Here is a 26889-nt window from a genome sequence, read left to right on the forward strand (position 1 = left end):
TGCCCTAGATTCAAAGGCTTGAGGGCGTTCCGATCGTAAGATCGGGGATCTCCGCTTTGCGGAAACGCCTAGAGAATTCCCTCTTCGCTGAGCGCGCTGCGGACGGCGGGACGCTCCATCATGCGGCCGCGCAGGGCGTCGAGCGCTTGGGGGACGCTCACCTCGAAGCGTTGGGCCCAGAGCAGCATGACGAACAGGTAGAAGTCGGCGACGGTGGGCGAGGGCCCGAAAAGGTAGTCCCCCTCCATGGTATCGGCGACATACTCGAGTTGCTTGCTCACGGTCGAGCGGGCCTTCGCCTTCTCCGCCTCGCTGCTCGGATGCCACATGGGCTTGAAGCTCCGGTGCAACTCGGTTGAGACATAGGCCAGGGCCTCGAGCAAACGGGTGCGGCCGAGCGGGCCATCGACGCCGAGTTCGGGAAACTGGGAAGCGATCCACTCCAGGACCGCGATGTTCTCCGTCAGGACCTCGCCGCTGCTCAAGGCGAGCGCCGGGACATACCCCTTTGGGGTGACTTCGCCGAAGTCGCGGCCGGAGGCCGTCAACTTGGTCTTGAGATCGACCCGCTCGCGCTCATAGGCGACGCCGGCTTCTTCCAGCGCGATATGATCGGCCAGGCTGCAGGCCATTGGGCTATAGTAGAGCTTCATCCGGACTCCTTGGGCTGTGGTCAGTTCGTGACGGCGTGGGCGCTGGTCCAGCGACGCAGCCAGCGATCGAATTCGGTGTGCCCGAAACGGGGGACGCTGCCGGCCATGAGGGTCTCGTCGGCCAGCGGCGCGCCGAAGTATAGGGCCTGGGAATCGACCAGGATCGGCCGGTTATCTGCCGAAGCGGCCATGAACCTGCCGATGATCTGATCCAGGCGATGCATGCCGGGCCGGCGAGCTCGATGGTGGCGCCCGCCGGCGGGACCTGAACGAGATTGGCCAATGCCTCGGCCACGTCGCTGGCGGCTATCGGCTGGACAGGCGCCGGCGCCACGCGGATCTCGCCTCGTGTCCTTGCCGCCGCAGGCGCTGAACGAGATCGGCGCCGACCCTGCCGGCGCCGCCAATGACTACGATTTTCATGTTCGTTTATCCGAGTTGAAGTTGCGAGAGGGCGCTGAGCGGCTGCAGGCTCTGCCGCAGCCAGTCTTCGAATCGCAGTTGGGCGATGCGGGCCGCTGGCCCGGGAAGCAGCGCCTCCTCGGCAAGCTCTGCGCCGAAATAGAGCGCATGGGGATCAACGATCACCCGCCGCCGGTCCTCGTATGCGGTGAGCACCTCGTTAGCGAGATCGGATAGGCGGAAACGTTCAGGCCCGGCGATCTCGACCATCCCATAGAGAGGCTCGCCGGTCGCCAGATCGGCCAGCGCTTCGGCCACGTCGAGCCCCGAGATCGGCTGTGTCAGGGCCGGGGAAATGACGACGTCATCCCCGGCGCCGGCCTGCACCACGCCAGCGATGAACTCGAAGAACTGGGTCGACCGGAGAATGCTGAAGGGTACGCCCGAGCCCCGGATCAGGTCCTCCTGCAGCTTCTTGGCCCGGAAGTATCCGCTCGCCTGCAGGCCGTCGGTCCCGACGATGGAGAGGGCGATGTGATGGCGCACGCCTGCGGCGCGACCCGCGGCCAGCAGGCGATGACCGGAAGCCTCGAAGAACCGCAAGGCTTCCTCGCCTTCCAACGAAGGAGAGTTGGAGACGTCGACGACGACCTCGGCGCCGGCCAGCGCCTCGTCCAGCCCCTCGCCTGTCACGGCATTCACCCCGTAGGTGGGCGAGGCCTCCAGGACCATGAAGTCGTCCTGACGCAGATTGTAGACGAGCTTCTCGCCAATGCGGCCGCTGCCGCCGATGACCACGATCTTCATGCTGGCCGCCTCCTGCAGGTCTGGCTTCGAGGCTTGCGAGGCTAGGCCGCCGAGTTGGCCTGGGTCGATTTGGATGAAGGGCGAGGCCGCCCTATACCGGCGTATAGGGCGGCTCCAGGCCGACCTTACACCAAGGTCTAGCGAAGCTCCGCTGCGCGGATAGGGCGCGCAACCTGGGCATCGAGGTCCGGCCACGCTTCGGAGGGCGCAAGTTCCGCCCTTCGTGTGAATGGCAGGCGCCCGCCGGCGCCCGCAAATCGGGACATCGCTTCAATCGTCAAAGGAAACCGGACGATGCCCCCGACTTCACACGGCGCGCCGGCGCCGGCCCTTGTTCTGGCAGGCCGCACCGCCGTGATCACTGGCGGGACCAGCGGCATAGGCCTGGCCGCCGCAAAGGCGTTCGCGAATGCGGGCGCGCAGGTGGTGGTGTCCGGCCGAAGCCGCCAGGCTCTGAACGAGGCGGTTGCTGAGATTGGCGATGCGGCGGTGGCGATCGCCGGCGATGTCGCCGATCCCAGCCATCACGACCTCGTGGCCCAGGAGGTCCGCCAGCGGTTCGGCGGGCTGGACATCTACATGGCCAACGCCGGGATCAACACGATCACGCCCTCGGCCGAGGTGTCGGAAGCCGAATACGACGCCCAGTTCGCCGTCAACACGCGCGGCGTGTTCTTCGGCGTCCAGAAGCTGGCGCCGCTCATGCGTGACGGCGGGTCGATCATCCTGACCGGCTCACTGGCCAGCGAGAAGGTTCTGGACGGACATGCCGTATACGCCGGCTCCAAGGCCGCGCTAACGGCGTTCGCCCGTAGCTGGGCGATCGAATTCAGCCCGCGGCGGATCCGCGTCAATGTCCTGAGCCCAGGTCCCGTAGCGACCGCAATCCTGGGGAAGCTGGGCGTTCCGGCTGAAGCCCGCCCGGCCTTCGAGAAGGCCATGGCGCAAGCCATACCGCTCGGCCGGATGGGGCGCGCCGAGGAGTTGGCCCAGGCGGCGCTGTTCCTGGCTTCGGACGCCAGCAGCTTCGTGAACGGGGTGAACCTCCGCGCAGATGGCGGCATGGCCCTGCTCTGACCCCAGGGGGGCTCAGGTCTCGCTCCGGCCGCCTGGATACGGCTGGGGCGAGACGCGAACGACGTTGATCTAGGCTTCGGGAGCGGGGACGATGGGAAGGCGCACCTGGAACATCGCGCCCCCGGCCGGGTGGTTCGACACAGAGATCCTGCCGCCATGCTCGGCGACGATCGACTGGCAGACCGACAAGCCGATCCCGACCCCGGTGTTCTTGGTGGTGAAGAACCCATCGAAGACGCGTCGAAGGTCGCCAGCCGCGACGCCTGGTCCGGTGTCGCGGATCGCCAGCATGACCGCGCAGCTCGGCTCAAGGCCAAGCTCAAGCTCGATCCGACGCTCGCGACCGGCGCCCTCGCCGATCGCCTGGATGGCGTTGACCAGGAGATTGACCACCACCTGCTGCAGTTGGATCCGGTCGCCAAGGATGGTTGGAAGAGCCTCGAGCTGGGTGCGAGACAGCTCGATGCCGCGCCCGTCGAGTTCGTGGCTGACGAAGTGAAGGGCCTCGTCGACGACCTCCGCCAGATCGAGCGGGATGTGATGCGGATCCTGCTTGGTCGCCATGGCCTGTACGCGCTGGATGATGTCGCTGGCGCGCCCTGCGCTCGCGGCGACGCGCGCAGTGAGCTCGCGCACCTTGGCGAGGTTGGGCTCGCCCCGCGAGAGCCAGCGGAGGCTCGTTTCGGCGTTGGTGACGATGGCGGCGAGGGGTTGCTTCACCTCATGAGCGATCGCCGCGGCCAGCTCCCCCAGCATCGAGAGCCTGGCCGCATGGGCGAAATCGGTCTGCAACCGACGCAACTGCGCCTGCGTCCGGAGGCTGTCGGTCACGTCCTCGATGGTGATGAAGGCGGTGTCTTGCGGCTCGCCCGGCGTCGGATAGGTGACCGAGAAGATGACATCGCGGACCTCGCCGTCGAAGGTCGTCATCCTCGCCTGTTCGACGTAATTCCGGCGGCCGTCGAAGTGGGCGATCATGACGCGCCGGGCCATGGCCGGGGTCGCAGCGAAGAGGTAGCGAACCGGACCGATCAGATCCTTGGCCGAGGCCGACCGGAACAGCGCCATGGCCGCCTGGCTCACCTCGGTCACCAGGACGATATCCTTGGCGGTCTCCACCAGCTCAGGGTGGGCGTCGAGGTATGCCGCAATGTCCGTCACGCCGCGCGCGCGGAGCTGCTCGAACGCCTCGCCAACCGCACGTAGGTCCACGTACCAGAGCGGTGTGGGAGCATGATGGATGAGGATCCTGAGCTGCACGTCATCCGCCGCTACGTGGCGGCCGGTCGGGCGGCTGGTCAGGTCATCCATCGGACGGCTTCTTGCCTTCGCCGAGCAAGCCCGACAGGCGTCCGAGGAGGTCCACATCCCTGACCGGCTTGATCAGCACGGCGCTGGCCCCGCGCTCCAGGGCCTGTTGCTGGATTTGCGGATCCGCGAAGGACGTCACGACGATGACCGGCAAGCTCGGATCTGCGGCCTTGAGAGACGCAAGGAGCTTCAGGCCAGACATCCCCGCCATCCGCAGGTCGGTTATGACCGACGCGAAGACTCCTGCCGAATAGGCCCCAAGAAAGGCTTCGGCGCTCTCGAAGGCGCGGCATTCGAGGCCCTCGACCAACAGGAGATCGCAGAGCGCGTCCCGCACCTCCGGGTCGTCGTCGACGATCGCAATCACCAAGGGAAGGGGCAACAGCCTGTACCTTTACTTTGCGGCCATCAGGGCCGCTCCAAGCTGTCGCCCAATCCCGGGCGGGCCGATACCATACCATGGTCTAGGACCGTTCCTCGCGAGCGCCCGCGGGCAGGGTTTCCCAGGCGCGGATCAGTTCTCCCACCGAACCGGCGCGCATCTTCTGCATGACCTTGCTGCGATGCAGCTTCACGGTGACCTCGCTTATGCCGAGATCGTAGGCGATCTGCTTGTTGAGCCGCCCCTCGACAACTTCGCGCAGAACCTGCCGCTCCCGCGGCGTCAGCGTGGCGTGGAGATCCAGGTGGCGTCTAACAGCGTCGGCCCTGGCGCGCTGCGCCGCGTCCTTCTCGATCGCAACCGTCACCGCGTCGAGCAGGGTCTGATCCCTCACCGGCTTGGTGAGAAAGTCCACCGCGCCCGCCTTCATCGCCTGCACGCTCATCGGAATATCGCCATAGCCGGTAAGGAAGATGATCGGCTTGGGGTCGTGACTTCCAGCAAGGTGATGCTGCAGATCAAGTCCGCTCGAACCCGGCATCCGCACGTCGAGGATCAGGCAGCCTGGCAGGTCCCGCTGGCCCGACTGCAGCCATTCGCGGCCGGACGCGAAGGTCGCGGCGGCTATTCCGACTGAAAACAGGAGTTCGGCGAGCGCCGTCCGGACATCGAGATCATCATCCACGATCTGAACGAGCGGCTGCGCAGTCATGTCGGCGACGGCGCTCATGCGGATCCGCATCCGTCGCTAGCGCTTGGGAAAGGCTGGGCCCAAGACTCCTGGCTCATGATTGCATCCTTTTGCCGCACGACCGGCGAGGAGGCGCACTATCGCTCCGTGCCAGAGCCGGCGGGCGCCCTCGGAGTGGTGAGCCGCGCGCCCTCGATAGAGGGATTTCCGGCCTACCGTTTTGGGGCTAGGCCGCCCCAAACGATAAGGTAGGTGTCGAGAACCGGTGCTGATCGCCACCGGCGCAGCAGGACGCGGGATGCAATTGATCAAGGTGATGCTCGTGGCGGCCATGCTGCTGCAGCCGGTCGCGGCCCTGGCCGCCGACCTGCCGCGTCGCCTTGCGCATTACACCCACCAGCCGTGGACCGAGGCCATCGACGCTCCGGCGCCAGTGCTTGCGATCGCACAGGGTCGCGACGGCTTCCTCTGGCTGGCGACGGGCCAGGGCCTGTTCAGATTTGATGGCGTCAGTTTCGAGCCGATCGTCGCCGAGGGGGATGACCAGTCCCAAGGCCAGCCGAGCGCCCTGCTGGTGACGCGCAATGGGGACGTCTGGAGCAACTTCTCATCTTCCGGACGCTTCGCCATCTATCGCAAGGGCGCCTTGCGACTTCTGGACGCTCCTGCGGCCCCGAACCGGGTCATCGACATGGCCGAAGGCCTGGACGGCTCGATCTGGGCGCTGACCGCGAAGTTCGACGCTGAAGTCCTACGCCTGCGAAACGGCCAATGGACCTCATTCAACGTCAAGCAGGGCCTGCCCCTGGACGACGCGCTGAGCATGCTGGTCGCTGCGGACGGTGCGGTGTGGATCTCGTTCTGCAACTCGGTCGTACGGCTGGCTGCGGGCGCAACGCGCTTTGAGACGGTGCGCAGCACGCCACAGGCCAACGGACGCCTGTCTGTCGATCAGGCTGGGCGCATCTGGCTGTCGGAGAAGCGGGGCAGCTATCCGATCAGCGGCCCGGGCGGCGCTGGCTCGCCGCCGCCGCTTCGCGCCCCCTACCCGACCGACGACGCGCAGATCCGGGGCGCGCCGGTCATCGACCACGCCGGCAACCTGTGGATCGCCACGCGCTATGACGGGGTGCAGCGCGTGGCCTCGATCAATCCCTCGGGTTCGGCCAATCCGCTGGCGGAGCGTCTGCAAAGTAGCGGCGGCCTCTCCTCGGACGTCACCTATGACGTCCTGGAAGACCGGGAGGGCAACCTGTGGGTCGGCACCGAAAAGGGCCTGGACAAGCTGCGGCCGGCGACCCTGAGAGCCGAGCCGGAACTGACCAGGCCGGCCGCATTCGGAGACAAGCTCCTCGCCGCCTCGGACGGTTCGGTCTATATCGGCGAGGCCAGGACCATCTACCGGATCGCGGCGGGCGGGCGGCCGGAACCCATCCTGCAGAACATTTCGGAGCCGCAGGCGCTGTGCGAAGCGCCGGACGGCGCGATCTGGATCGCCTTCTCCGACCAAATAACCGTGTGGCGGAATGGGCGCGTGCAACGGCGGATCGATCGGGCGCCGGCGAGCAACACCCACAGCATCATCTTTGACTGCGCTTTCGATTCACGCGGCGACTACTGGACCGCCGCCGGCGGCGGCGGCATGCACCGCTTTCATGATGGCCGCTGGGAAGCCATGTACGGCTCCGCCGCGGTCGACGGCTTCTACCCGACGACGCTGGTCGCTGGTCCCCGGGGAAATCTGGTTGTTCAATGGAGCCGCGACAGCCTGGCCTGGATTGGAGAGTCCGACCAGCCGTCTCTCTTGCGCTTCGACGCCGAGCATCGGCGGCGGTTCATTCCCGACCATGGCCAGGGCGGTCCGCAAGCCCTGACGCTCTATCCGACGTCCGCCGGCGACATCATCGCAGCGGGCGCGTTTGGCCTGTCACGCTTCCAGGGGATGAGCATCCAGACCCTTTGGGCTGATCCCACGGCCGCGGACCGGCGGATCAGCGGCCTCGTGCAGACACCGGAAGGCGACACCTGGATCGCCTATCCCAGGACGTTGGTCCGTTTCCGCTCGTCGGACCTGGCCGAGGCCTTTTCCAAAGGCGAGGCGCCGCGGCCGACGCTGACGCTTGGCCTCGGCGATGGCCTGACCAGCCGGCCGCACTCCCACAGCCAGCGCTCCATCGTGCGAGGCGGCGACGGGCGCCTATGGGTCGCCACCGAGACCGGCGCCTTATGGATGGATCCCCGGCAGATCGCGCGGACCTATTTGCCGCCAGGACTGGCCATCAAATCGGTGACGGCCAATGGTCATCTCTATCGCGATCCCGCCTCGCTCAAGCTGGGCAGCGAAACGCCAAACGTCGAAATCGACTTCGCGGTCCTGAACTTTGCCGACCCCAAACGCAGCCAGGTGCGCTACCGGCTCAAGGGGTTCGACAGCACCTGGATAGACCCGGGCGCGAGGCGGCAAGCCTTCTACACGAACCTCCCGCCGGGGAAGTACGAGTTCCAGGTGATCGCCGCGAGCAGCGAAGGCGTCTGGAACCGCAAGGGCGCTTCGGTCGAGTTCGAGATTCCGCCGACCTTCTTCCAGTCGCCCTGGTTCCCCCTGCTCTGCCTGGCGCTCGCCACCGGGCTCTTCTGGCTGCTCTACCGCCTGCGCGTCGCCCAGGTCGCCGAGCGGGTTCGGGTGGGGCTGGAAGCGCGGCTGGGGGAGCGCGACCGCATCGCCCGCGAGCTGCACGATACGCTGTTGCAGAGCGTTCAGGGACTGATCCTGCGCTTCCAGTCCGTAGCCAATAAGATGGCGCCGGGAGATCCATCGAGAGATCTGCTCGAGACGGCCCTGAAGCGGGCCGATGATGTCATCGTGGACGGACGAAATCGGGTGCGAGACCTGCGGATCGCCGAGGGGCCGCGCGACCTGCGGGCGACCCTCGAGGACGTCATCGCCGCCACCGGCTTTGACCCGGCCGTGCTGGTCCAGGTCACCGAGGTCGGAGCCCCGCGTGCGGTGCATCCACTGATTGTGGCCGAGATCGGCCGTCTTTCCGGAGAGGCGCTGTTCAACATCGTGCGTCACGCCAGGGCCACCGCAGTCGAGGTCATGATCGAGTACTCTCCCCATCAACTCCTGGTCCGGCTTCGCGACAACGGCGTCGGCATCGCTGAAGAGGTGCTGGAGGCCGGCCGCAAGCCCGGTCACTTCGGCCTGATCGGAATGCGTGAGCGCGCCCAACGGATCGGCGGCGCGTTCTTCATCAACAGGCGCGCGGGGGCCGGCACGGAGGTGGCCCTAAAGCTGCCCGCCAACCTCGCCTTCGCCGACCGCGCCAAGGGCGCACGGCGGCCTTTTTCACAGCTTCGTTCCTGGAGGGGAACCGCCGGTGTCTGAATCCAGCTCCCGCCCCATCCGCATTCTTGTCGTCGACGATCATCCGATCCTGCGCGAGGGGGTCGCCCTGATCCTGGAGGACCGCACCGACATGGCGGTCGTCGGCGAGGCCCGCGACGGGGTCGAAGCGATCGTGCGCTTCCGGGAGTTGCAGCCCGACGTGACGCTAATGGACCTGCAGATGCCCGGGATGGGCGGCTTGGACGCAATCAAGGCCATCCGCGCCGAACAGCCGGACGCCCGGATCGTGGTGCTCACGACCTATGACGGCGACGTCCAGGCCGTGCGGGCCCTGAAGGCCGGCGCGATGGGCTACCTTCTCAAGAGCAGCCTGCGCACCGAGATGCTGGACGCCATCCATCACGTGTACAGCGGCCGCCGCTACCTCCAGCGCAACGTCGCCGAAGAGATCGCGCTCCACATCGTCGACGACGCGCTCAGCGAGAGGGAGGTCGCGGTGCTGGAACTGGTCGCGGTCGGCAAGGCGAACAAGCAGATCGCCTGGGAACTGGGCCTGTCGGAGGAAACCGTGAAAGCGCACCTCAAGGCGATCTTCGGCAAGCTGGACGTCGCTGATCGAACGCACGCCGTCACGGTCGCCGTCCGCCGAGGGATCATCGTTCTCTGACGCCGGGGATCGATCAGGACCAAGGGCCAACCTGCCGTATACCAAGGCATAGGCCATCCCCTCCCGGCGGACGTTCGCCGCCGGGCGGACCTAGCCGAAAGCACGATTGAGGTGCTGGCCGCCCGAATGAGAGCCTTGCCCCATGGCGCCTAGAGCGTCGGCGAGAGCCCGCGCGGCTCAGGAGGAGCGAGACCATGGCTACCATCACCACCCACGACGGCGTCCACATTTTCTACAAGGACTGGGGGCCGAAGGACGCACAGCCGATCGTCTTTCACCACGGCTGGCCGCTTAGCTCGGACGACTGGGACAACCAGATGATGTTCTTCCTGGCGGCGGGGTATCGCGTCATCGCGCATGATCGACGGGGCCACGGACGATCAGACCAGACCGATCTCGGCAACGAGATGGACACCTACGCGGATGATGTCGCCCAGCTAGTCAGGGCGCTCGACCTCAAGAACGCCATTCACGTCGGGCATTCGACGGGCGGCGGCGAGGTCACGCGTTACGTGGCGCGGGCCGAACCCGGGCGCGTGTCCAAGGCCGTGCTGATCGACGCAGTGCCGCCCGTGATGGTCAAGAAGGACTCAAATCCGGGTGGAACGCCGATCGAGGTGTTCGACGGGTATCGCGCGGCGTTGGCGGCCAACCGCGCTCAGCTCTACCTCGATATTCCGACCGGCCCGTTCTACGGCTTCAACCGGCCAGGCGCGAAGGTGTCCGAGGGATTGATCCGCAATTGGTGGCGGCAGGGCATGATGGGAAGCGTCAAGGCCGGATACGAGTGCATCAAGGCGTTCTCGGAGACCGACTTCACCGAGGATCTCAAGGCGATCGACGTTCCGGTTCTGGTGATCCACAGCGAAGACGACCAGATCGTACCCTATGCCGATTCAGCGCCTCTGACGGTCAAGCTCCTGAAGAACGGCGTGCTCAAGACCTACAAGGACCTGCCGCACGGAGCGTGTCAGACGCACCCGGAGATCGTGAACGCCGACCTGCTGGCGTTCATCAAGGGCGAAGCGGCCGGAGACACGCGCGCGGTCGCCTAAGGCGGGACCACGTGTTGACCACGCCCGATAGCAGGTGAGCCGGGCGGCGACTGTGACGCCCCTCCGCCCTCCTGCGCCATGACGGGCCATCGCCTGATCCCGCCTTGAAGCGGGAAGCGGTCAGATCCGCGGAACCCGGCCGCTCATTTCGTCTCCGGCGTTCGGCGGCAGGCGTATGAACCACAACATGGAGATCAGGGTCACCAGCCCCACGATGATGAAGGCGGGAGACACGACCTCCGGAGTGAGCGTGGTCGTGTGGTTCACGGTCATCAGCAGGTGCAGAAGAAGAGCCGACAAGGCGATGCCGATGGACTGCACCAGTTGCTGGATCATGGAGGAGGTGGTGGTCGCGCGGCTCATCTCCTCCTGATCGATGTCGGCATAGACCATCCCGCTCAGGCTGGTGAATTGCAGCGAGCGGAAGAAGCCGCCGATCCCCAGCACCAGCATGATGCCCCAATGCGGCCAGGTCGGGCGGAACAGCGAGTAGGACATGAAGCTGAGCGCCACGATCACCCCGTTGACCAGCAACACGGTGCGGAAACCGAACCGGCGCAGGAGCGGCGGAGCGCTGGTCTTCATCAGCAGGGCTCCCATCGCGGAGACGAAGGTCATGGTTCCGGCCGCGAACGCGGTCATTCCGAACGCCACCTGCAACATCATCGCCAGGAGGAAGGGGTTGGCCCCCATCCCCACCCGCATGAAGCCGCCGCCGATTACCGATGCGGAGAAGGTGCGGTTCTTGAAGACGTCCAGGTTGACCACCGCGTGCGGCGTGCGGCGGGCGTGCCGGCCGTAGATGACGAGGCTGACGGCGCCGGCGCCGAACAGGGCGGCTACGGCCCAGGGGCTCAACAGATCACGCCCGAGGTTCTCGAAGCCGAAGATCAGGCAGGCGAGGCCCACGCCAGTCAATATGATGCCGGTCAGGTCAACCCGCGGCGGCTCCTGCTCCTTCACTTCCGGCACGTAGCGATAGACCAGGACGAGGCCAATCAGGGCGATCGGCAAGTTTATCAGGAAGATCCATCGCCAACTGGCGAAGGTGACGATCGCGCCGCCAAGTATCGGTCCGACCACCGGCCCCAGCAACGCCGGCATCGTCAACACCGCAAGCGCGCCCACCAGTTCGCTCTTGGGCGTCGTCCGAAGCAGAACAAGGCGGCCGACTGGCATCAAGGTGGCGCCGGCGACCCCTTGAAGGAAACGCGCGATGACCAGGCCGAGCATGTCGTTCGCCATGCCGCAGGCGAGCGAACCTATCGTGTAGAGCACGATGGAGCTCATAAATACCCGCCGCGCGCCGAAGCGATCGGCGATCCAGGCGCTGAGCGGGAGGAATATGGCCGCCGCCAGCATGTAGGTGGTGATGGCGACATTGAGCCGGATGGGCTCGACACCAAACGTCTCGGCCATGGCGGGCAGCGCATTGGAGATCACCGTCGCGTTCAGCGTCTGCATCAGCAGCGCCGAGCCGATGATCGCCGGCACCAGCCAGCCCCTGGTGACCGCGCTGTCGTCTTTCGTCGCGACGGCGCCTTCGATCGTCCCTTCCGGAGAGCTCATGGCGCCACGAGCCTCAGCAGGGGGGCGGCGGCCCGCGCGAGCGCGTCGCGTTCTTCCGGCGGAAGGCCGCGCAGACGCGACGCCAACCAGTCGTTCCGTTCACGCCGAATCTGGTCGAGCTTGTCCAGACCCGCGGAGGTGATCGCAAGGCCACACCGTCGCCCGTCCTCAGCGTCGTCGCTGCGGCTGACGAGGCCGGCCTCCGCGAGGCGTTTGACGTGGGCGCTCATCGTCGGGCGGGACGTGCGCTCGGCGTCGGCCAGGGCGCTGACGCCGATCCCGGGGTTCATGCGGATTTGCCCGAGCAGCAGGGCGTCCTGCTCGGAGAGCCCCGCCTTCCGCGCCTCCTGACGAAGCCGGCGGGACACGCGTAGCAGCGCCGGGCGTAGCGCCTCGGCCAGGGCTGTGACTTCTGAGTTGGCTGCAAGCATGCGAGGTAGTTAGATCGTCTAACTAACTAGTCAAGCGCTATCCTCGGCCATCGGCGCTTACGCCCTCGCCCGACCAGGTTGGACGTAATACGTCGCCAAGCTGCGGCGCTGCAGGCCAGGAAGGTCGGCTGGAGCCGACCGGTTGCAGACCTTCTGTAAATCGGTCCATCAAACGGCGCGGATATCAGGCCGACATCCGCGTTTTTTCTAGTCAGGTGAGGAACCGCGCAAGTGCTTGGATTGGTGTTCCGTCAGGCCGCCTGTGGCCTTGCCGCCTCCCTGGCGCTGGTGAGCGCCGCCTGTTTTGCAGGCCCCGCCCGAGCGAGCGGCGACTTTGGTTGCGAGCCGCAACTGTCGCTGGTCCCGACCGCAGTCGATACGCAGTGCTGGAACGCGCCGTTCCTCAACCCCCAGAACGACAGCCGGACCAATCTCCAGCTCCTGTTGAATGACGCAGAAGGGATCGGAGCGCCCAAGCCCCCGCCCCTGACGCCTCTGGACGAGCCGTGGCGGCGTCGCCTCACACGTTGGGAGACGCCGTTCTGGCTAGACGACTTCAGAGCCGCCTTCGGCGACGAACCTGACACCGGCTCCGACGAGTTCGCGGCCGGAGAAGGCTCCCGCTGCCGAAGCAACGACAGCGGTATGGCCGACTTCCAGGCGGCGGTCGAGGCGAGCAGGCTGAAGGAAGACGACAAGGCCGCGCTGATCGCGCTGCGCCGCGGCCATGGCGCTTCCTGTGGGAATGCGCCGGCCGATGACAGTCCGCCCGAGGAAGGCAAGCGTCTCGGCTCGTCCCTGGCCCGCCAGTTCGCCAGCTACTCGCAGGGCGCCGCCTCCTTCTACGCCAGCGATTTCGCTGGCGCGCAAAGCCACTTCGCCCTGGCGCGCGCCAGCCGGAACGCCTGGCTGCGGGAGGCCGCGACCTACATGCAGGGCCGTGTGGCGTTGAACGCGGCGCAGGCGAACGCCTTCGGCGAATGGGGCGAGCTCGACCGCGGGCGCGTTGACAAGGCCTCCCTGGACGAGGCCGTGCGACTTTTCGAGGCCTACCTGAAAGCCTATCCTGAAGGGCGCTACGCAGCCTCCGCCCGCGGCCTGTTCCGACGCGCCGCGTGGCTGGGCGGCAGGAACGATGAGCTGTCGGCCCTGTTCGCCTGGCAGTTCGATCATCTCGGTCCCAACGCGCGGAACACGTCGGTCCAGGCTCTGGTCCAGGAGGCGGACGCCAAGCTGCTCAGCGAAGCGGATCTGTCGGGGTTGAAGGAGCCTCGCCTGCTGGCGACCGCCGACCTGATGCGGATGCGGATCTTCAGGGACGACAAGGGTCAGGTGGTGGAGCCCATGCAGATCAGGCGCGAGGAGCTCGAGGCCCAGCGCCCGGCGTTCGCCGGCCGCGAGGCGCTATTCGACTATCTGCTCGCGGCGCACGCGTTCTATGTGGACAACGATCCCGCCGGCGCGCTCAAGCGCCTCGGTGACATGGCGCCCGGCGCGAAGATGGGCTCGCTCGAATTCAGCCGGCAGATGCTGCGCGGGTTGGGTCTGGAGGCGACCGGAAACCCGACCGCCGCGCGCGGCCAGTTCCAGCGCCTCATCCCCACCGCCGAGCCCCTGATGCAGCGGCCGGCGGTCGAGCTGGCGCTCACCATGAATTACGAAAGGACCGGCGATCTCGGCATGGCGTTCCTTCCCGGCTCACCAATCCTGAGCGAAGACTATCGCCGTCAGCTTCTGACCTATTCTGCGAGCGCCGAGCTGCTGCGGCAGCAGGCTTCCGCCGCGGACGCGCCCGAGACCGAGCGCCGCACGGCCCTGTTCGTCCTGCTCTACAAGCAGTTGACCCGCGGTCGCTATAAGGACTTTCTGGCCGATCTGAAGCAGCTTCCGCCGGCGGCCGTCTTCGCCGACACGACCAACGAACCTTATGACGATCCGACCCGGCGGCTCGGCCTGTTCCACTGGTCGGGCACGGCCGCGGGCCAGGGCTACGCCTGTCCGTCGATCGAGACCGTGGCCGGCGCGCTGGCGCGAGACGCCCGCAAACCCGAGGCGCTGATCTGTCTGGCCGAGTTCTTCCGCAAGAACAGCCTGGACGACAGCTACGTGGACGAGGCGCCGGCCGCGGGTGAACTTGGCGGCGGCCCCTCGCAGTTCCCGGGCGGCGCCTTCTCGCGGCTGGACGTCTACAAGCAGATCCTGGCCGAGCCGAAGGCCACGGCCGAGGTCCGCGCCTATGCCCTATACCGCGCCGTGAACTGCTATGCGCCGAGCGGCCACAACGCCTGCGGCGGCGCCGACGTCCCGCTCAGCCAGCGCAAGCAGTGGTTCCAGGACCTGAAGACCAGGCACTCCGCCTCACCCTGGGCCGAGAGGTTGAAATACTATTGGTGAACCGCCGGGCCGTTCTTCTTGCGGCCATGGGGACGATGACGTGCGCCTTCCCCGCCGCCGGTGCGGTCGATGCGCGAGACTACGACGCCTTCTGGCTCTGGGCTGGCGTCGTACCGCAGCCGGTGCTAGCGCGCGCACAGCGTCTCTATGTCCTGACCGGGCAGGTGGAGCCTGTGCCCGGCGGCGCGCGCCTGATCGCTCAGGGGGGAGCCGCGCCGCTCCAGGATCGCGCCGAAGTCTGGATGGCGTATCGCGCCCACACCCTGGACTGGCCCGAGCGAATCTACGCCCAGATCCGGGCTCGATTGCGACGCTGGCGGGCGCTCGGCGCGCCCGTCGTCGGCGTCCAGATCGATTTCGACGCCGGCACACGTCATCTCGACCGTTACGGCGAATTTCTGCGTGATCTCCGTCGCCGGCTGCCACCTGACTGCAAGCTCAGCATCACCGGCCTGCTCGACTGGGCCGCCCAGGGCGAGCCGGCCGCCTTCGACGCGCTTGCGGATATCGTGGACGAAGTGGTCATCCAGACCTACCAGGGACGCCGGACGGTTGCGGGCTACGAAGCCTATCTCGCCAGCCTGCGGCGCCTGCGCGTTCCGTTCCGCATCGGGCTGGTCCAGGATGGCGAATGGCGGGAGCCAGAAGGGCTTGCGACCAATCCGCAGTTTCGCGGCTATGTGGTGTTTCTCGTCAATCCACGGCCACCTTCGTGAGGCCATCAGCGTGGTCGTTCGTACCGACGTCGAGCCGGAGCCGGATGCGCCTCGCGCCCCTTCGTTTCGGATGAGGTCTGCCCGCCTGCCGGGGCCACCCAACCGTCGAAGCGGTTGGGTAAGGTGGTAGCTGGGGGCCAGTTCAAGCTTGAGCGACCGTTGTCCCTGGTTGGCCCTCCAGCCGCGACCACAACAGCCTAAGGGCAGGACTTTCAGATTTGCGCGGGCACAGGCTCGCCTAGCGTGCGGGGCGACCGCCAGGCGTACGCCGCTTCGGCTCCGTCACTGGGCGAGCCGGGAGGGGCCGCCTCTGGCCAGCGCCGCCTGATAGGCGGGCCGTGCCTGAAAACGGCGGCGCCAAGCCTCAATGTTGGGATAGGCGCCGCGATCGATCACAGCGCCAGCCAACTCGCCGACGAAGCTCATCTGCACATCGGCGGCCGTCAACTCGTCTCCGAGCAGGAAGTCTCGGCCCGCCAGCTTCTCGTTGATGAAGCCCAAGTGCAGAGCGACTTCACTGTCGGCCTGCCGACCGAGCGGCGCCAGGACCTTGCCCACCCGCAGGGTGAGCGTCTTCATCACCAGCGGCAGGATCGCCGAGCCCTCGGCGTAATGCAGCCACTGCACGTACTCGTCGTAGAGCTCGCTCGAGGGATCCGGCTGCAGTCGCCCTTCGCCGTGTCGGCGGATGATGTAGTCGATGATGGCCCCGGACTCGGCGATGACCCGATCGCCTTCGGTGATCACCGGCGACTTGCCGAGCGGGTGGATCTCGCGCAGTTCCACCGGCGCCAGACCGGTGCGCGCGTCGCGCTGGTAGAACACGATCTCATAGGGCGCCTGCAACTCCTCCAGGAGCCACAGGATGCGCTGCGACCGTGACTCGTTCAGATGGTGGACGACGATCACCGACTTGCTCCGCGCCGATCAAAGAAATCGTTCCAGATCGCCTGGATCCTCCTCGTGCACTGGTGTCATCGCGCGACTAGGGATCGAGGTTGGGCACCTGAAACTCCACGGCCATCGCGGCGCGTTCGATGAACCTCATCACCCGACGCGGATGACTCACATGAAGACTGTGTGAGCCGCCGGCGACCACTTCGACGCCGGCGGCGCCCGCGCGATGGGCCATGAATTGATGAAGGGCGGGCGGCAGGCTGCGATCGGCGTCACCGTAGATGAACCAACAGGGAAGGGTTCGCCACGCCGGCTTGCCCACAGGATCACGCAGCGCCGCCCGGTGGAGCGGCCGTTGTCGCCTCGCCAGGGCCAGGACTTCCATGTCCGAAAGATCGCCCGCGAGCACTCGTCCATAGCTGCTTTCAGGCACGTAGAGGTCGGCGCCGCCATCTGCGAGCGGGGCTTGAGTCAGCACCTCGGGAAGGTCGCTCCCGGGAAAGCGGGCCATGAGGTCGCTAAAGGATTCGTCCTCGTCAGGCGCAAGCGCGGCGACGAAGACCAGGGCCTTGACGGCCTCGGTCGCACAGCCGACCTCTGACAACAGGACCCCGCCATAGGAGTGGCCGATCAGGATAATCGGCCCGTCGATCGACTGGAGCAGGGCTGCCAGGGCCGCTCCATCGCTGACCACGTCTCGGAGTGGATTGGCGAAAATCCGGTAAGGGCAGTGGTCGCCCAGGTGCTCGACGGCCGCGCTCCAGCTTGCGCCGTCGCTGAACGCACCATGGACGAACACCAAGGTGGGCCTGGTGTCGAGGGTCGGGGTCAATTGATCATCGATGTCGTCGAGATCGACCGCGTCGTCCATGAAGGGCTCCATCAGGCTGGGGGCGCACCCAGCCTAAACTCGCCCCCACGCGCCGCATAATAGACCACCGGCATGCTCTCCATTCCCGGAGGTAATAGCCTTGTGGCTTGGCCCCGAGGCCAACGTTCCTTCAGATGCGGCATGGCCAACGTTTCGACATCCGCGCCAGATCAGCCGCTGGTGCGGCCCTCGACCGCCGAGCTCAATCGCCTGCTGGCCACGCTCGAGGTCAAGGTGGTGCGGCTGACCGAATGCCTGGTAAGCCGGGGTTGGCGGCTTGAGGTGACCGGCCCCGATGCGCCGGGGATTCACTACAACCTTGTGGGCGAAGGCTGGCTGGTGTTCGAGAACCAGGCCCCGATAGCGCTTCGCCCACACACGCTGATCATCGTACCGCCGAACCTGGACTTCGCCCTCGAGGTCAATGGTCCAGGTGCGCTCGGCCCGAACGTGAGGGTCGAGAACCGGCGCCGGGTCGTCTCGCCCGCCGACAATTTCGGCCGCCGGGAGGCTGGCGAGCCGCCGCCGGAACTGATTTTGATCTGTGGCTACTTCCAAGCAATCTACGGGGCGAGCATCGACCTCTTCATGGGGCTGACGACCCCGATCGTCGAGCAGTTCGACGCCGCGGATCGGCTTGATGACGCGTTGCGCAAGGCGCTCGACGAACTGCTGGCCCAGGAAATTGGCGATGGTGCGATGGCCGCCGCCCTGCTGAAGCAGGTGATGGTCATGCTGCTACGACGGTCTTTGGCCTCGAACGAGACCTGGGTCGAGCGCTTCTCCATCCTGAGCGATCCCCAGGTCGCCCGGGCCTTCGCCGATATGGTTGAGCGGCCAGGAGCCGCCCACACCGTCCAGTCGCTCGCCCGCTCTGCCGGGCTCAGCCGCTCGGTCTTCATGGAGCGGTTTCGCCACGTTTTCTCAAAGACGCCGATGGCGGCGCTGCGCGACCTGAGGATGCGGCGCGCAGCACGCGAATTGGTCGCTGGCCAGGCCTCGCTGGATCAGATCGCCTACGACGCCGGCTACAGGGACCGAACCGGATTCCTGCGCGCATTTCGCAAGGTCTATGGCTGCGCCCCCGCGGAGTTCCGGGCCGCGGTGGACAAGGGCGACCTCTTCGTCGGCGTCTGAGCGCCCGTTGTATCTGCCGGACTTTTCGCCACGAACGCTGGACTCCCGTGGCTTGAGGCGCGCGCCGTCCCGATAGAAATGTCGCGCTGGCCTCGCCATCCCCGAGGCGCCTCAAGGGGCCAGTGACTTGAGCGACGTGATCCTTTCGGCGGTGCAGCACCTGGTGCGGGAGGACGGCCCATTCCTATCGGCCCTAGCCCGGACGCCGGACGCATCAATGGCGATCGCACGGGCGCTCGAGACCATCGAGGCGGACGTCGGGCCATCGCACCAGCGCGAGGAAGGCGGGGTCCATCGTCTTGAAGCCCTCCTCCACGCGCGCCTGCTGGATGGGGTGGAGCGCGGAGAGGTCGCGGCCGACGTCGACATCGGCGATCTGTCCGCCTTCTATGCCAACATCGTCGTGAGCCTTGTCGCCGAGGCGCTGAACGGTGGCGACGCAGGACGGCTCGCCGCAATCCGGCGGGTCGCCATGAATGTCCTGCCTCGAAGGGCGGTCGTCTCGGCATAGCGCCGGACGACGTCCAAACTGGCGTTCAACCGGCGCCAGGCGTTCCCGAATTATCCCTACGGGCCGGCCGACCATCGGCCAATAACCGCTGGGGATCGATCCCATTCCAGGAGACTATTTCCCCTGGAGGCGACCGCACGCGACCCTTTCCGCGGACATTTGTTCGAGGGAGGTCACCATGCGCCGTTCGACTACCGCTTGTATCGCCTTAGTCGTCGCCGTCGCTGTCTCCGACCTTGGGTTGACCGCCTGCTCCAAGGCCGAAACCGCCAAGGCCGAACCGGCTGCCGCGCCGACCGTCGCAGCCGCCCCCACTCGTTACCTGCCGGAATACGCGGCGAACGGCGACCTTCTCCTGCCCAAGGACTTCGAGAAATGGGTATTCGTCGGCTCGCCGCTCACGCCGAACGCCTTGAACGGAGGGGAGGCGAACTTCCCCGAGTTCCACAACGTCTACATCGAGCCCGGCTCGTACGAGATCTATAAGAAGACCGGTGTCTTCCCCGAGGGCACTATCTTCTTCAAAGAGCTGCAGCTAACGCTGCCTCCCGCCACTCATCCCGATGGGTCCAGTGAGTTGCCTTCCGGGCGCGGGTATTTCCCTGGCAAGCTCAATGGCGCGGACGTCGTGGTGAAGGACACCAAGCGGTACGCCGAGACCGGTGGCTGGGGCTATTACAACTTCAACCATTTCGAGCCCAAGGCGGCCTCGGCTTCGCTGCGGCCGAAGACCGAATGCGCCTACTGCCACGAGGCTGGCGCGCAAAAGGACTCCATCTGGGTGCAGCTATATCCGCGACTGCAATAGGGCGCGCTCATCGCGCCGGCCGTCCCCTCCCAAGCCCCGGCGCCGGAGACGGCTTTCAAATCAGCCAGGAGGTTCCCATGTCGAAGTACAGCAAGAGTCCGGAAGCCGTCGCCAAACTCACGCCGGAACAGTACCGGGTGACGCAGGAAAACGGCACCGAACATCCTGGAACCGGCGCACTCCTGCACAATGAAGGTCCTGGGATCTACGTCGACGTGGTCTCTGGCGAGCCCTTGTTCGCTTCGACCGACAAGTTCGAGTCGGGCACGGGCTGGCCGAGCTTCACCAAGCCGCTCGCGCCGGCCAACGTCGCTGAAATCCAGGACACCAGTCATGGAATGGTCCGCACGGAAGTCCGATCGACCCACGGCGACAGCCACCTCGGGCACATCTTCCCCGATGGCCCGAAGGACCGCGGCGGCCTGCGCTACTGCATCAACTCGGCGTCCCTGCGGTTCGTGCCGAAGGATGAGATGGAAGCCCAGGGTTACGCGGAATACCTGCCGCAGATCGACGGTTAGGGCTTCCAAGATCAGGACCCGACTGGCCGCCCCTCAGCCGGGAACGATCAGCGCCACGACCGCGAAGCGATCTTCGGAATCGGTCCAGACGGGACCGACGCGCCAGCCGCTGGCCGTCGCGAGGTCAGCAAATTGCTGCAGGTCGTACTTGCGTGAGCTCTCGGTGTGAATGCTCTCGCCCGCCTCGAACGCAAAGGTTTGGCCGGCGGCCACGACCGTCTGAGCCCGCGTCGACACCGCGTGCATTTCCACCGCCGAGTCCATCGGGTTCCAGCGCGCCTGATGCTTGAAGGCGCCGATATCGAAATTTCCCCCGAGTTCGCGATTGATCCGGACCAGGAGGTTGAGGTTGAACCTTGCGGTCACCCCTTCCCGATCATCGTAGGCCGCCAGCAACGGCTCAAGATCCTTCTTGAGATCGACGCCGATGAGGCCTGCGCCCCCTTGACCGACATGGGAGGCCATGCGCCGCAGGAAATCCTTGGCTTCGTCAGGCGCCAAATTGCCGATGGTCGAACCGGGGAAGAAGCCGACCGTGCGTCCTGGCGGCAAGTCGTCCGGCAGCTCGAAATCGACGGTGAAATCGGCAACGCAGGGACGGACATCCAGGCCTGGGAAGCGACCAGCGAGCCGGACCGCCGAGGCGGCGAGGAAATCGCCTGCGATGTCGACCGGGACATAGGCCGTGGGGGCCAGGGCGCTGAGCAGGATCTCCGTCTTAAGCGCCGCACCAGCTCCATACTCCAGGAGAACCGCGCCCGGCCCCACGAACTGCGCGATTTCTTGCGCCGAGGCCGTGAGGATCGCGGTCTCGGTGCGGGTCGGGTAATATTCTTCGAGGCTGGCGATGACTTCGAACAGCGCCGAGCCGTGGTCGTCGTAGAGCCATCGCGCCGGCAAACTCTTGCGTGGACCGGAAAGCCCCCTGAGCACGTCACTACGGAAGGCTGCTTGGAAAGGCACGCGCGTTTCGGTGTCGAGCATTCCTCTTTGATATCGACCGGCGCGGCCCAACAGAAATCTGTCCGGAGCATGGATTCCATGCTCCGGTGGAATGCAGCTCTTACAGGCGGCGAGCCCCTTTAGGGCTTGGCGCCGTCGAGTGCGCCTGCAGGTTCATTTGATGGGCGTGGTCAGCGCTTTATCGTTGGTGTTGAGCACGAAGACAGCGAGCAGCTTCGCCGGTTCGGTCTTGTTCGCATTGCGGCTGATCGAATGGGTCGCGCCCGGCTGTTCGGACCAGCTCTCGCCCGCCCGATAGATCCGCGTCGCGCCGTCATCCACCTTAGACTCGATCGCCCCCGAGATCACATAGGCGTAGATGAAGGCCGACTTCGCGTGAGTGTGGGATGGGGACGCCGCGCCCGGCGCGTAATCGACTTGCACCGCAATCAGCGACTTGCCCGGGATATTGGGAATGGCCGCCTCGAAGTTCTTCGTGACAGTTTCCGCTTCGCCATCATGGGCGGATGCGGGGCCGGCCATCGCGAAAACGAGCGCAGCGCCAGTGGCGGCGATGATGGTTCGGATCGTCATGGGCTTTTCCCCTGCGTATCGGTTGGTCTTCGCGGCCCTTCGCCAGCCCGCCATGTGAGCGGCCCACGCGGGGACATAGTCGGATCGTCCGCGCGGATTGATCAATAGGAAGGCGAGACCGCTCGCCTCCCGATCACTATGGCCGAACGCGGATGATCGTCTTCCCGGGGGTCCGTTTGGTCGGGTTGAAGGCGGCGACCGCATCGTCAAGCGGCGCGACGGTTCCGATGTTCGTCCGCAGTCGTCCGTCCCGCACGCGCTGAACGATCTCGACCAGTTGGGCGCGGTCGGACTCGACAACGAAGTCGACAGCCCGCCCATCGGCTGGCCGCGCCTCGGACGGTCCGACGATGGACACCAGGGTTCCGCCGGCTCGAACCAGCGATGCAGACCGCTTCCCGATGTCACCGCCGATGAGATCGAACACCAGATCGACCTGGCCGACGTCTTCCAGGGCCTGGCTGTCGAGGTCGACATACTCGTTGGCTCCGAAATCGAGCGCCTTCTGACGATCCGGGGCCCGTCCGGTGCCGATGACATAGGCGCCGAACTCACGCGCGAGCTGGGTCACCATGGAGCCGACCGCGCCAGCCGCGCCGTGAGCGATCACGCGCTGCCCGGCTTGAAGGCGGCCGTGCACGACCAATCCCTGCCAGGCCGTCAGCCCCGAGATCGGAAGGCTCGCGCTTACCGTGAAATCGACGTCGCCCGGCAGCGGCGCGAGGTTGCGCGCTTCGACGGTCACGTACTCCGCCAGCGTGCCGTCACGGGACCAGTCCGTCAGTCCGAACACCCGCTGTCCGACCGACAGCCCTGTCGTCCCATAGCCGAGCGCGGTGACCACCCCGGCCAACTCGTGCCCGGGGATCGACGGGGTTCGGTCCCGGCCCAGGCGGTCGGTCCAGGTCGAGGGCCAACCCAGCTCCGTATTGACGAACCCCGAGGCGTAAACCTGAACCACGACGTCGTTTATCGATGGTTGCGGCTCGGGCCGGTCCACCAGCTTCATCCCGGCCGTTCCTGCGGCCTGGTCGGACACCACGATCGCCTTCATGGAAGTGTCTCCTCGGTCATTGACGTTGATGAGGCCCGAGCCGCTCGTAGGCCCGGTCTTAGGTCAGGCCGGCTGTCGCACTGCCGTCCCTTGGTTGTTGTCGATCAGGTACCGCCAGAATCCATCCGCACCGCGCCGGGCGATGTCGCATGCCGAACCTGCGAGGCGCACCGGCTCCCCGCCAGGCCCCTTGCCATCGATGGACCAGTCCAGAACGATCTGGGCGGTATCGCCGGCGACGAACAAGTGGCGCACGTTCGCCACCAACGGCAGCCCGAGTTTGATATCGCGCCCGATTATGGCGGTGATCTCCGCGTGATCCGTAATCGTTCGCCCGTCGAGCGCGATGAACACCGCCTCCGGAGCGTACAAGTCCATCTGCTCGTTGACGTCGCCGGAGTGAAATCGCTCAAGCAGCGACGGAATCTCAAGCAGCGACGGAATAATGTCTTCCGGCTTCGTAGGGAGTGGAAAGCGCTCGGACATCGGAGGCTCCTGTTTCGTTTTTAATGAAACGGTTTCCGCGACACCGCCCGATGAAATCACCTGCGGTGATGATCATTGATCGCGGCGCGGGGCGGCGTTTTCCAATAGTCGGCGCGTATGGTTTCCATAGTGGCGAGGAATGCGCCTCCATGCCGGTGGCGCCTATCGTGATCACCCGAAGTGCGGCCCAGCCTCCCAACCTAGCAGCGATGCTCGGACTCCTGCTTCCTCGGCCTCGAAATCAGGATTGCACGCACTGGACCAGCCCGTCCCTGATCCAACAGGCGAGCAACTCGCCGGCGACCGTGACACCGCCTTCCGGCCCTCGCCGCTCGGCAAGCACCGCGCAAATGTCGGCGAAGGTTCGGCCGTTTCTCACCATCGACAAGGCGGCTCCTTCGTCGGCCGAAAGCATGCGGAACATCGGGCGATAATGCTGTCGCCACACGAGCAGCTCGGCCTTCGTCTCAAGCTTGGCCGCCTGCGGAGGGGACCTGCCCGCTTCGATGGCTGACCAGATCATTGCGGCGTTGCTCTGAACCGGGCTGATCGAAACCGCGTCCGACAGCACCAGCACCGCAGTATCCCAATCGACGGCCGCCAGGGCTACGGGGTCGATAGGCGGCGTGTCCGGCGCGACGAATGCCTCGGCGAGGTCCCGTTCAAGCCGCGCGAGTTCTCCCACTTCCGGATCCGACCCAAAACGCGCGTCGAGCGTGGTGGGAAAATCATGGGGATAGTCGTCCAGCGTCCAGCTATATGGGGCATGTCGGTCGATATGATGGGCGGCCGCGCCAGCGAAGACCTCCTCACCCAGCCAAGCGCGAAGCACCGGATAGCTTTCGATCAGGCAGGCCATCAACTGACCGCGGTAATTGTTGAGGTATACCGAGAGCCCAGCCTGCGCGCCTTCGCCGAACCGCTCGGCGGCGTGGGGGGCTTCCGCCTTCAGCCATTGGCTGAAGTCCTCCTGGAGAGCCTGCAGGCTCACGCTGCCCGTCCCAACCGCCGCGCGGCGACCTGTCGTGCCGTATCGAGTTCGTCGAGCAGTTCGCGAAGCGGCGGAATGTCGTCGTCCCGTTCGATCATCGTTGCGACCGCCCCCAGACGCTCAACAGCATCTGCATAAAGCGCCCAGACAGCGTCGGGAACGGGGCGATCGTGGGTATCGATCAGGAGGTCGCGCCCTTTGCTATGCCCGGCCAGGTGGACCTGCCGCACCTGCGCGGCCGGAACGCCGGTAAGGTAATCCTGCGCGCTGAAGCCATGGTTGCTGGCGCTGACGTAGATGTTGTTGACGTCCAGCAGCAGTCCACACCCGGTCCGGCGGCACACCGCGTCCAGGAACTCCCACTCGGCCATTTCGCCGGGCAGGACGATGTAGCTTGACGGGTTTTCCACGAGCAGGCTTCGGCCCAAAACGGCTTGGGCGTGATCGATGTTGTCACAGACCCTGTCCAGGGCCTCCTTCGTATAGGGTAGGGGCAGCAGATCGTGAGAATTGAACCGCCCGATCCGAGACCAGCTCAAATGGTCGGACACAAACAGCGGGTCAATAGCGTCGATGAGCGCGCGCAATCGCGCCAGATAGTCGCCCCGTATCCCATCGGCAGACCCGATCGACATCGAGACGCCATGCAAGGCGACGGGGTATCGTTCACGGACGCGCCGTAAGATGTCCAACGGCCGGCCGCCGGCGACCATGAAGTTCTCGGAGATCACCTCCACGAAGTCGACGGCCACGGGGGTGTCGCTGTCGAGGAACTCGGCATAGTGCGGCTTGCGCAGGCCAAGACCGAAGGTGTGTTTGCTGGGCATGGGCTTCGTCCACAAGGTTGGACCGGCCCGCTGGGCCGGTCCGCCGCGACTACTTCGAGGGCGCCGTGAGGCTGCCGCCGGCGGCCGCACACGCCTTGGACGTCATTTCCTTGAAACCCTGCCCCTTGCAGTCGTTCATGGCCTTGCAGTCGTGGTTGCCCGACTTGCAGTCCGACTGGCCCTTGCAACTGTTTACGCCGTAGCAGTGGATAAGCTTGCCGCCGTCCTGGGCGAAGGCTGGAGCCGAAAAGGATACGCCCGACAGGGCGGCGAGGGCGGTGGCGGCAGCAAGGCCGGCCATGGTCTTGGAGGCGGTCATGATGATCTCCCGAAGAGGATGCGCCGAAGTGGCCACTCTCTTACGGGGCGGGACCTTCGTCGGTTACGGTGGTGGGCTCACCAGCGAAGCAGTCTTGGCCCCACCAAGGCGCCGACGCCGGCGGCCAGGGCGATCCCCAGGCTGTACCAGGTCAGCACGAAGATCGCCGAAACCTCGGGACAGTGCAGACAATAGATCGTGGCCGCCCAGGCTCCGGCCGCAAGACCGGCTGCGGCTCCGGCGGCCCGAAGACGCGTCGGCGCGAGCTTCCGGAACGACCACAGCAGACCGATGAAGATCGGCGCCGCGAGGCTCAGGACGAGCCAGGGGCACACCATCCAGCTCTTGCCAAGCCACATCGCCAGCCATTTCGCGGGGGGGGTGATGGCCAGCTCGACGATACCGATTCCGGCCAGGACGAGGACCGGGATCGCAAGAAACCACAGGCCGGTCAGCGAGTGCGGAACCGGACGCGCCAGGCGGGTCACGGCGAACACCGCCCCGACTCCCAGCGAGATCGTGTAGGTCCACTTCATCCAGAACGAGAAGCCTTGCATCGCCACATGCAGATCCGGCCGAATGCCGAGAATGGCGGTCACCGCGGCCATAGTGGCCAGGCCACCGACGATGACGCCCAGGCCTATACGCTTGGCCAGAGCGCCCCGCCGAACGGGGGTGAGGTCCCGGCTAAGGCTTTTGATGACGTCCTCTGTGTTCATCGTCATTCGCCCCGAATCCGAGTGGCGAGCGCCTTTAGCCCGCGATGCACCGAAACCTTGACGTCAGACGGGCCTATGCCCGCGTCGGCCGCCGCCTCGGCGACGCTCTTGCCGTCCAGACGGGTGTCCCTGATCGCGCGCGCCTGCTTCGAGGAAAGACGACTGAGCAGCCTCTCGACATCCATGCGCGCTGAGACGGCGGTCTCGAAGCCTTCGGTCACCAGGATGGCTTCGACGTCCTCGACCGGCACGGTGAGCTTGCGCCGCCTCATGTGGTCGATCAGGCGATAGCGCGCGATCGCGTAGAGCCACGGCGTGAACGCTCGATCCCGCTCATAGGTGCTCCTCCGCGTGTGTATGGCGATCAATGTCTCCTGCACCAGGTCGTCAACCTCGTGTTCCGCCCCGCGCATCCGCCGCCGGTAGAAGGCATGGAGGAGCGGAACCAGCGCGCGCAGCAGGGCTTCATGGGCGGCCGCATGACCGTCCAGGCCTTCAAGCATCCAGGCTCTGAGCTGAGCTTCGCTCTCTGCCATGCGCGCCCCCTTGGTGACCTTACGGGCTAGGCCGGCATGCGGTTACGCCGGCGATGACGATTTTCTCGACGCGGGCCTCCTGTAACCGCTGCGCTTGCGCCCGCGTACTGACCGGAGTGACCGGCCAACACGCCATTTCGGTCGCCCCGGCTGCTATCACCCTCACGCCGGG

General features: G+C 66.0%; 29 protein-coding genes. 10 read left to right on the plus strand and 19 right to left on the minus strand.

All coding sequences use genetic code 11. From position 1 onward, the window contains the following. Window positions 1-68: 68 nt before the first annotated feature. The 3 genes from ABID41_RS03285 to ABID41_RS03295 all read right to left on the minus strand — a co-directional run bounded on the left by ABID41_RS03285 (window position 69) and on the right by ABID41_RS03295 (window position 1862). Entirely contained in the window at window positions 69-653 is a 585-nt protein-coding gene (locus tag ABID41_RS03285; protein ID WP_331928829.1) for a glutathione binding-like protein, read from the minus strand. 20 nt (window positions 654-673) lie between these two features. Continuing rightward, the gene (locus tag ABID41_RS03290; protein ID WP_331928827.1) at window positions 674-877 is read right to left on the minus strand and encodes a hypothetical protein; all 204 of its coding nucleotides are present in this window, start codon (window positions 875-877) and stop codon (window positions 674-676) included. A gap of 205 nt (window positions 878-1082) precedes the next feature. Further along, window positions 1083-1862, minus strand: a complete 780-nt coding sequence (locus ABID41_RS03295; RefSeq protein ID WP_331928825.1) for an SDR family oxidoreductase — start codon at window positions 1860-1862, stop codon at window positions 1083-1085. A 294-nt stretch (window positions 1863-2156) separates the two neighbouring features. Between ABID41_RS03295 and ABID41_RS03300 the strand changes: the two genes are divergently transcribed. Then, on the plus strand, window positions 2157-2939 hold the full coding sequence (locus tag ABID41_RS03300) for a glucose 1-dehydrogenase (protein ID WP_331928823.1): 783 nt from the start codon (window positions 2157-2159) through the stop codon (window positions 2937-2939). A 69-nt stretch (window positions 2940-3008) separates the two neighbouring features. On the opposite strand, the gene ABID41_RS03305 is transcribed toward ABID41_RS03300, so the two are convergent. The 3 genes from ABID41_RS03305 to ABID41_RS03315 form a co-directional block, all read right to left on the minus strand. Then, window positions 3009-4250, minus strand: coding sequence for a sensor histidine kinase (locus ABID41_RS03305; protein ID WP_331928821.1), 1242 nt, complete (start codon window positions 4248-4250; stop codon window positions 3009-3011). Continuing rightward, window positions 4243-4632, minus strand: coding sequence for a response regulator transcription factor (locus ABID41_RS03310; protein ID WP_331928819.1), 390 nt, complete (start codon window positions 4630-4632; stop codon window positions 4243-4245). The genes ABID41_RS03305 and ABID41_RS03310 overlap by 8 nt, the downstream gene beginning before the upstream one ends. Before the next feature lie 82 nt (window positions 4633-4714). Further along, window positions 4715-5362: a response regulator transcription factor gene (locus tag ABID41_RS03315; RefSeq protein ID WP_331928817.1), complete on the minus strand. Its 648-nt coding sequence runs from the start codon at window positions 5360-5362 to the stop codon at window positions 4715-4717. Window positions 5363-5621: 259 nt separating this feature from the next. Between ABID41_RS03315 and ABID41_RS03320 the strand changes: the two genes are divergently transcribed. From ABID41_RS03320 to ABID41_RS03330, 3 genes are all read left to right on the plus strand, one after another. Beyond that, window positions 5622-8711: a sensor histidine kinase gene (locus ABID41_RS03320; RefSeq protein ID WP_331928815.1), complete on the plus strand. Its 3090-nt coding sequence runs from the start codon at window positions 5622-5624 to the stop codon at window positions 8709-8711. After that, window positions 8704-9339: a response regulator transcription factor gene (locus ABID41_RS03325; protein ID WP_331928813.1), complete on the plus strand. Its 636-nt coding sequence runs from the start codon at window positions 8704-8706 to the stop codon at window positions 9337-9339. Before ABID41_RS03320 ends, ABID41_RS03325 begins: the two co-directional genes overlap by 8 nt. A 194-nt stretch (window positions 9340-9533) precedes the next feature. Next, window positions 9534-10394: an alpha/beta fold hydrolase gene (locus ABID41_RS03330; protein ID WP_331928811.1), complete on the plus strand. Its 861-nt coding sequence runs from the start codon at window positions 9534-9536 to the stop codon at window positions 10392-10394. A gap of 120 nt (window positions 10395-10514) precedes the next feature. Here the strand turns inward: ABID41_RS03330 and ABID41_RS03335 are convergent, their stop codons facing one another. Both ABID41_RS03335 and ABID41_RS03340 read right to left on the minus strand, forming a co-directional pair. After that, window positions 10515-11963 carry a DHA2 family efflux MFS transporter permease subunit gene (locus ABID41_RS03335; RefSeq protein ID WP_331928809.1) on the minus strand — a complete coding sequence of 483 codons (1449 nt, stop codon included), beginning with the start codon at window positions 11961-11963 and terminating at the stop codon, window positions 10515-10517. Continuing rightward, complete coding sequence (locus tag ABID41_RS03340) at window positions 11960-12394, minus strand: MarR family winged helix-turn-helix transcriptional regulator (RefSeq protein ID WP_331928807.1); 435 nt, start codon at window positions 12392-12394, stop codon at window positions 11960-11962. Before ABID41_RS03340 ends, ABID41_RS03335 begins: the two co-directional genes overlap by 4 nt. A gap of 231 nt (window positions 12395-12625) precedes the next feature. Here ABID41_RS03340 and ABID41_RS03345 point away from each other — a divergent pair, with 231 nt between their 5' ends. Together ABID41_RS03345 and ABID41_RS03350 are read left to right on the plus strand one after the other, a co-directional pair. Beyond that, window positions 12626-14788 (plus strand): hypothetical protein, encoded by a 2163-nt coding sequence (locus ABID41_RS03345; protein ID WP_331928805.1) that lies wholly within the window; start codon window positions 12626-12628, stop codon window positions 14786-14788. After that, window positions 14785-15504 carry a DUF3142 domain-containing protein gene (locus ABID41_RS03350; RefSeq protein WP_331928803.1) on the plus strand — a complete coding sequence of 240 codons (720 nt, stop codon included), beginning with the start codon at window positions 14785-14787 and terminating at the stop codon, window positions 15502-15504. Before ABID41_RS03345 ends, ABID41_RS03350 begins: the two co-directional genes overlap by 4 nt. 282 nt (window positions 15505-15786) lie before the next feature. Here the strand turns inward: ABID41_RS03350 and ABID41_RS03355 are convergent, their stop codons facing one another. After that, window positions 15787-16413, minus strand: coding sequence for a glutathione S-transferase family protein (locus ABID41_RS03355; protein WP_331928801.1), 627 nt, complete (start codon window positions 16411-16413; stop codon window positions 15787-15789). Between the two features lie 76 nt (window positions 16414-16489). Further along, window positions 16490-17272, minus strand: coding sequence for an alpha/beta fold hydrolase (locus ABID41_RS03360; RefSeq protein WP_331928799.1), 783 nt, complete (start codon window positions 17270-17272; stop codon window positions 16490-16492). A gap of 141 nt (window positions 17273-17413) precedes the next feature. Between ABID41_RS03360 and ABID41_RS03365 the strand changes: the two genes are divergently transcribed. From ABID41_RS03365 to msrB, 4 genes are all read left to right on the plus strand, one after another. Further along, entirely contained in the window at window positions 17414-18409 is a 996-nt protein-coding gene (locus ABID41_RS03365) for a helix-turn-helix transcriptional regulator (RefSeq protein WP_331928797.1), read from the plus strand. A 127-nt stretch (window positions 18410-18536) separates the two neighbouring features. After that, window positions 18537-18920: a hypothetical protein gene (locus ABID41_RS03370; RefSeq protein ID WP_331928795.1), complete on the plus strand. Its 384-nt coding sequence runs from the start codon at window positions 18537-18539 to the stop codon at window positions 18918-18920. Between the two features lie 178 nt (window positions 18921-19098). Continuing rightward, window positions 19099-19728 (plus strand): cytochrome P460 family protein, encoded by a 630-nt coding sequence (locus tag ABID41_RS03375; RefSeq protein ID WP_331928793.1) that lies wholly within the window; start codon window positions 19099-19101, stop codon window positions 19726-19728. Between the two features lie 77 nt (window positions 19729-19805). After that, entirely contained in the window at window positions 19806-20249 is a 444-nt protein-coding gene (gene msrB, locus ABID41_RS03380; RefSeq protein WP_331928791.1) for a peptide-methionine (R)-S-oxide reductase MsrB, read from the plus strand. Window positions 20250-20282: 33 nt separating this feature from the next. Here the strand turns inward: msrB and egtD are convergent, their stop codons facing one another. The 9 genes from egtD to ABID41_RS03425 all read right to left on the minus strand — a co-directional run bounded on the left by egtD (window position 20283) and on the right by ABID41_RS03425 (window position 26717). Next, complete coding sequence (gene egtD, locus ABID41_RS03385; RefSeq protein WP_354297179.1) at window positions 20283-21233, minus strand: L-histidine N(alpha)-methyltransferase; 951 nt, start codon at window positions 21231-21233, stop codon at window positions 20283-20285. Between the two features lie 132 nt (window positions 21234-21365). Further along, entirely contained in the window at window positions 21366-21785 is a 420-nt protein-coding gene (locus ABID41_RS03390; RefSeq protein WP_331928787.1) for a cupin domain-containing protein, read from the minus strand. 136 nt (window positions 21786-21921) lie between these two features. After that, on the minus strand, window positions 21922-22839 hold the full coding sequence (locus ABID41_RS03395) for an NADP-dependent oxidoreductase (RefSeq protein WP_331928785.1): 918 nt from the start codon (window positions 22837-22839) through the stop codon (window positions 21922-21924). Window positions 22840-22902: 63 nt separating this feature from the next. Then, window positions 22903-23325, minus strand: a complete 423-nt coding sequence (locus tag ABID41_RS03400; protein ID WP_331928783.1) for a YybH family protein — start codon at window positions 23323-23325, stop codon at window positions 22903-22905. Between the two features lie 241 nt (window positions 23326-23566). Further along, window positions 23567-24316 (minus strand): DNA-binding domain-containing protein, encoded by a 750-nt coding sequence (locus tag ABID41_RS03405; RefSeq protein WP_331928781.1) that lies wholly within the window; start codon window positions 24314-24316, stop codon window positions 23567-23569. Next, window positions 24313-25143, minus strand: a complete 831-nt coding sequence (bufB, locus tag ABID41_RS03410; RefSeq protein WP_331928779.1) for an MNIO family bufferin maturase — start codon at window positions 25141-25143, stop codon at window positions 24313-24315. The genes ABID41_RS03405 and bufB overlap by 4 nt, the downstream gene beginning before the upstream one ends. Window positions 25144-25192: 49 nt before the next feature. Then, a complete protein-coding gene (bufA2, locus tag ABID41_RS03415) occupies window positions 25193-25462 on the minus strand; it encodes a BufA2 family periplasmic bufferin-type metallophore (protein WP_331928777.1) in 270 nt (89 codons plus the stop codon). 77 nt (window positions 25463-25539) lie between these two features. Then, window positions 25540-26187 carry a DUF1109 domain-containing protein gene (locus tag ABID41_RS03420; RefSeq protein WP_331928775.1) on the minus strand — a complete coding sequence of 216 codons (648 nt, stop codon included), beginning with the start codon at window positions 26185-26187 and terminating at the stop codon, window positions 25540-25542. Then, on the minus strand, window positions 26184-26717 hold the full coding sequence (locus ABID41_RS03425) for a sigma-70 family RNA polymerase sigma factor (protein WP_331928774.1): 534 nt from the start codon (window positions 26715-26717) through the stop codon (window positions 26184-26186). The genes ABID41_RS03420 and ABID41_RS03425 overlap by 4 nt, the downstream gene beginning before the upstream one ends. Between the last annotated feature and the right edge of the window lie 172 nt (window positions 26718-26889).

Origin of the sequence: Phenylobacterium koreense, from assembly GCF_040545335.1 — a bacterium.
Lineage (GTDB): Bacteria > Pseudomonadota > Alphaproteobacteria > Caulobacterales > Caulobacteraceae > Phenylobacterium > Phenylobacterium koreense.

Bases quoted from the DNA above. Each gene is read 5' to 3' on its own strand.
- ABID41_RS03285 (WP_331928829.1), bottom strand. From the start codon at position 653: ATGAAGCTCTACTATAGCCCAATGGCCTGCAGCCTGGCCGATCATATC.
- ABID41_RS03290 (WP_331928827.1), bottom strand. From the start codon at position 877: ATGCATCGCCTGGATCAGATCATCGGCAGGTTCATGGCCGCTTCGGCA.
- ABID41_RS03295 (WP_331928825.1), bottom strand. From the start codon at position 1,862: ATGAAGATCGTGGTCATCGGCGGCAGCGGCCGCATTGGCGAGAAGCTC.
- ABID41_RS03300 (WP_331928823.1), top strand. From the start codon at position 2,157: ATGCCCCCGACTTCACACGGCGCGCCGGCGCCGGCCCTTGTTCTGGCA.
- ABID41_RS03305 (WP_331928821.1), bottom strand. From the start codon at position 4,250: ATGGATGACCTGACCAGCCGCCCGACCGGCCGCCACGTAGCGGCGGAT.
- ABID41_RS03315 (WP_331928817.1), bottom strand. From the start codon at position 5,362: ATGAGCGCCGTCGCCGACATGACTGCGCAGCCGCTCGTTCAGATCGTG.
- ABID41_RS03320 (WP_331928815.1), top strand. From the start codon at position 5,622: ATGCAATTGATCAAGGTGATGCTCGTGGCGGCCATGCTGCTGCAGCCG.
- ABID41_RS03330 (WP_331928811.1), top strand. From the start codon at position 9,534: ATGGCTACCATCACCACCCACGACGGCGTCCACATTTTCTACAAGGAC.
- ABID41_RS03335 (WP_331928809.1), bottom strand. From the start codon at position 11,963: ATGAGCTCTCCGGAAGGGACGATCGAAGGCGCCGTCGCGACGAAAGAC.
- ABID41_RS03340 (WP_331928807.1), bottom strand. From the start codon at position 12,394: ATGCTTGCAGCCAACTCAGAAGTCACAGCCCTGGCCGAGGCGCTACGC.
- ABID41_RS03360 (WP_331928799.1), bottom strand. From the start codon at position 17,272: ATGGACGACGCGGTCGATCTCGACGACATCGATGATCAATTGACCCCG.
- ABID41_RS03365 (WP_331928797.1), top strand. From the start codon at position 17,414: ATGGCCAACGTTTCGACATCCGCGCCAGATCAGCCGCTGGTGCGGCCC.
- ABID41_RS03375 (WP_331928793.1), top strand. From the start codon at position 19,099: ATGCGCCGTTCGACTACCGCTTGTATCGCCTTAGTCGTCGCCGTCGCT.
- msrB (WP_331928791.1), top strand. From the start codon at position 19,806: ATGTCGAAGTACAGCAAGAGTCCGGAAGCCGTCGCCAAACTCACGCCG.
- egtD (WP_354297179.1), bottom strand. From the start codon at position 21,233: ATGCTCGACACCGAAACGCGCGTGCCTTTCCAAGCAGCCTTCCGTAGT.
- ABID41_RS03390 (WP_331928787.1), bottom strand. From the start codon at position 21,785: ATGACGATCCGAACCATCATCGCCGCCACTGGCGCTGCGCTCGTTTTC.
- ABID41_RS03395 (WP_331928785.1), bottom strand. From the start codon at position 22,839: ATGAAGGCGATCGTGGTGTCCGACCAGGCCGCAGGAACGGCCGGGATG.
- ABID41_RS03400 (WP_331928783.1), bottom strand. From the start codon at position 23,325: ATGTCCGAGCGCTTTCCACTCCCTACGAAGCCGGAAGACATTATTCCG.
- bufB (WP_331928779.1), bottom strand. From the start codon at position 25,143: ATGCCCAGCAAACACACCTTCGGTCTTGGCCTGCGCAAGCCGCACTAT.
- bufA2 (WP_331928777.1), bottom strand. From the start codon at position 25,462: ATGACCGCCTCCAAGACCATGGCCGGCCTTGCTGCCGCCACCGCCCTC.
- ABID41_RS03420 (WP_331928775.1), bottom strand. From the start codon at position 26,187: ATGACGATGAACACAGAGGACGTCATCAAAAGCCTTAGCCGGGACCTC.
- ABID41_RS03425 (WP_331928774.1), bottom strand. From the start codon at position 26,717: ATGGCAGAGAGCGAAGCTCAGCTCAGAGCCTGGATGCTTGAAGGCCTG.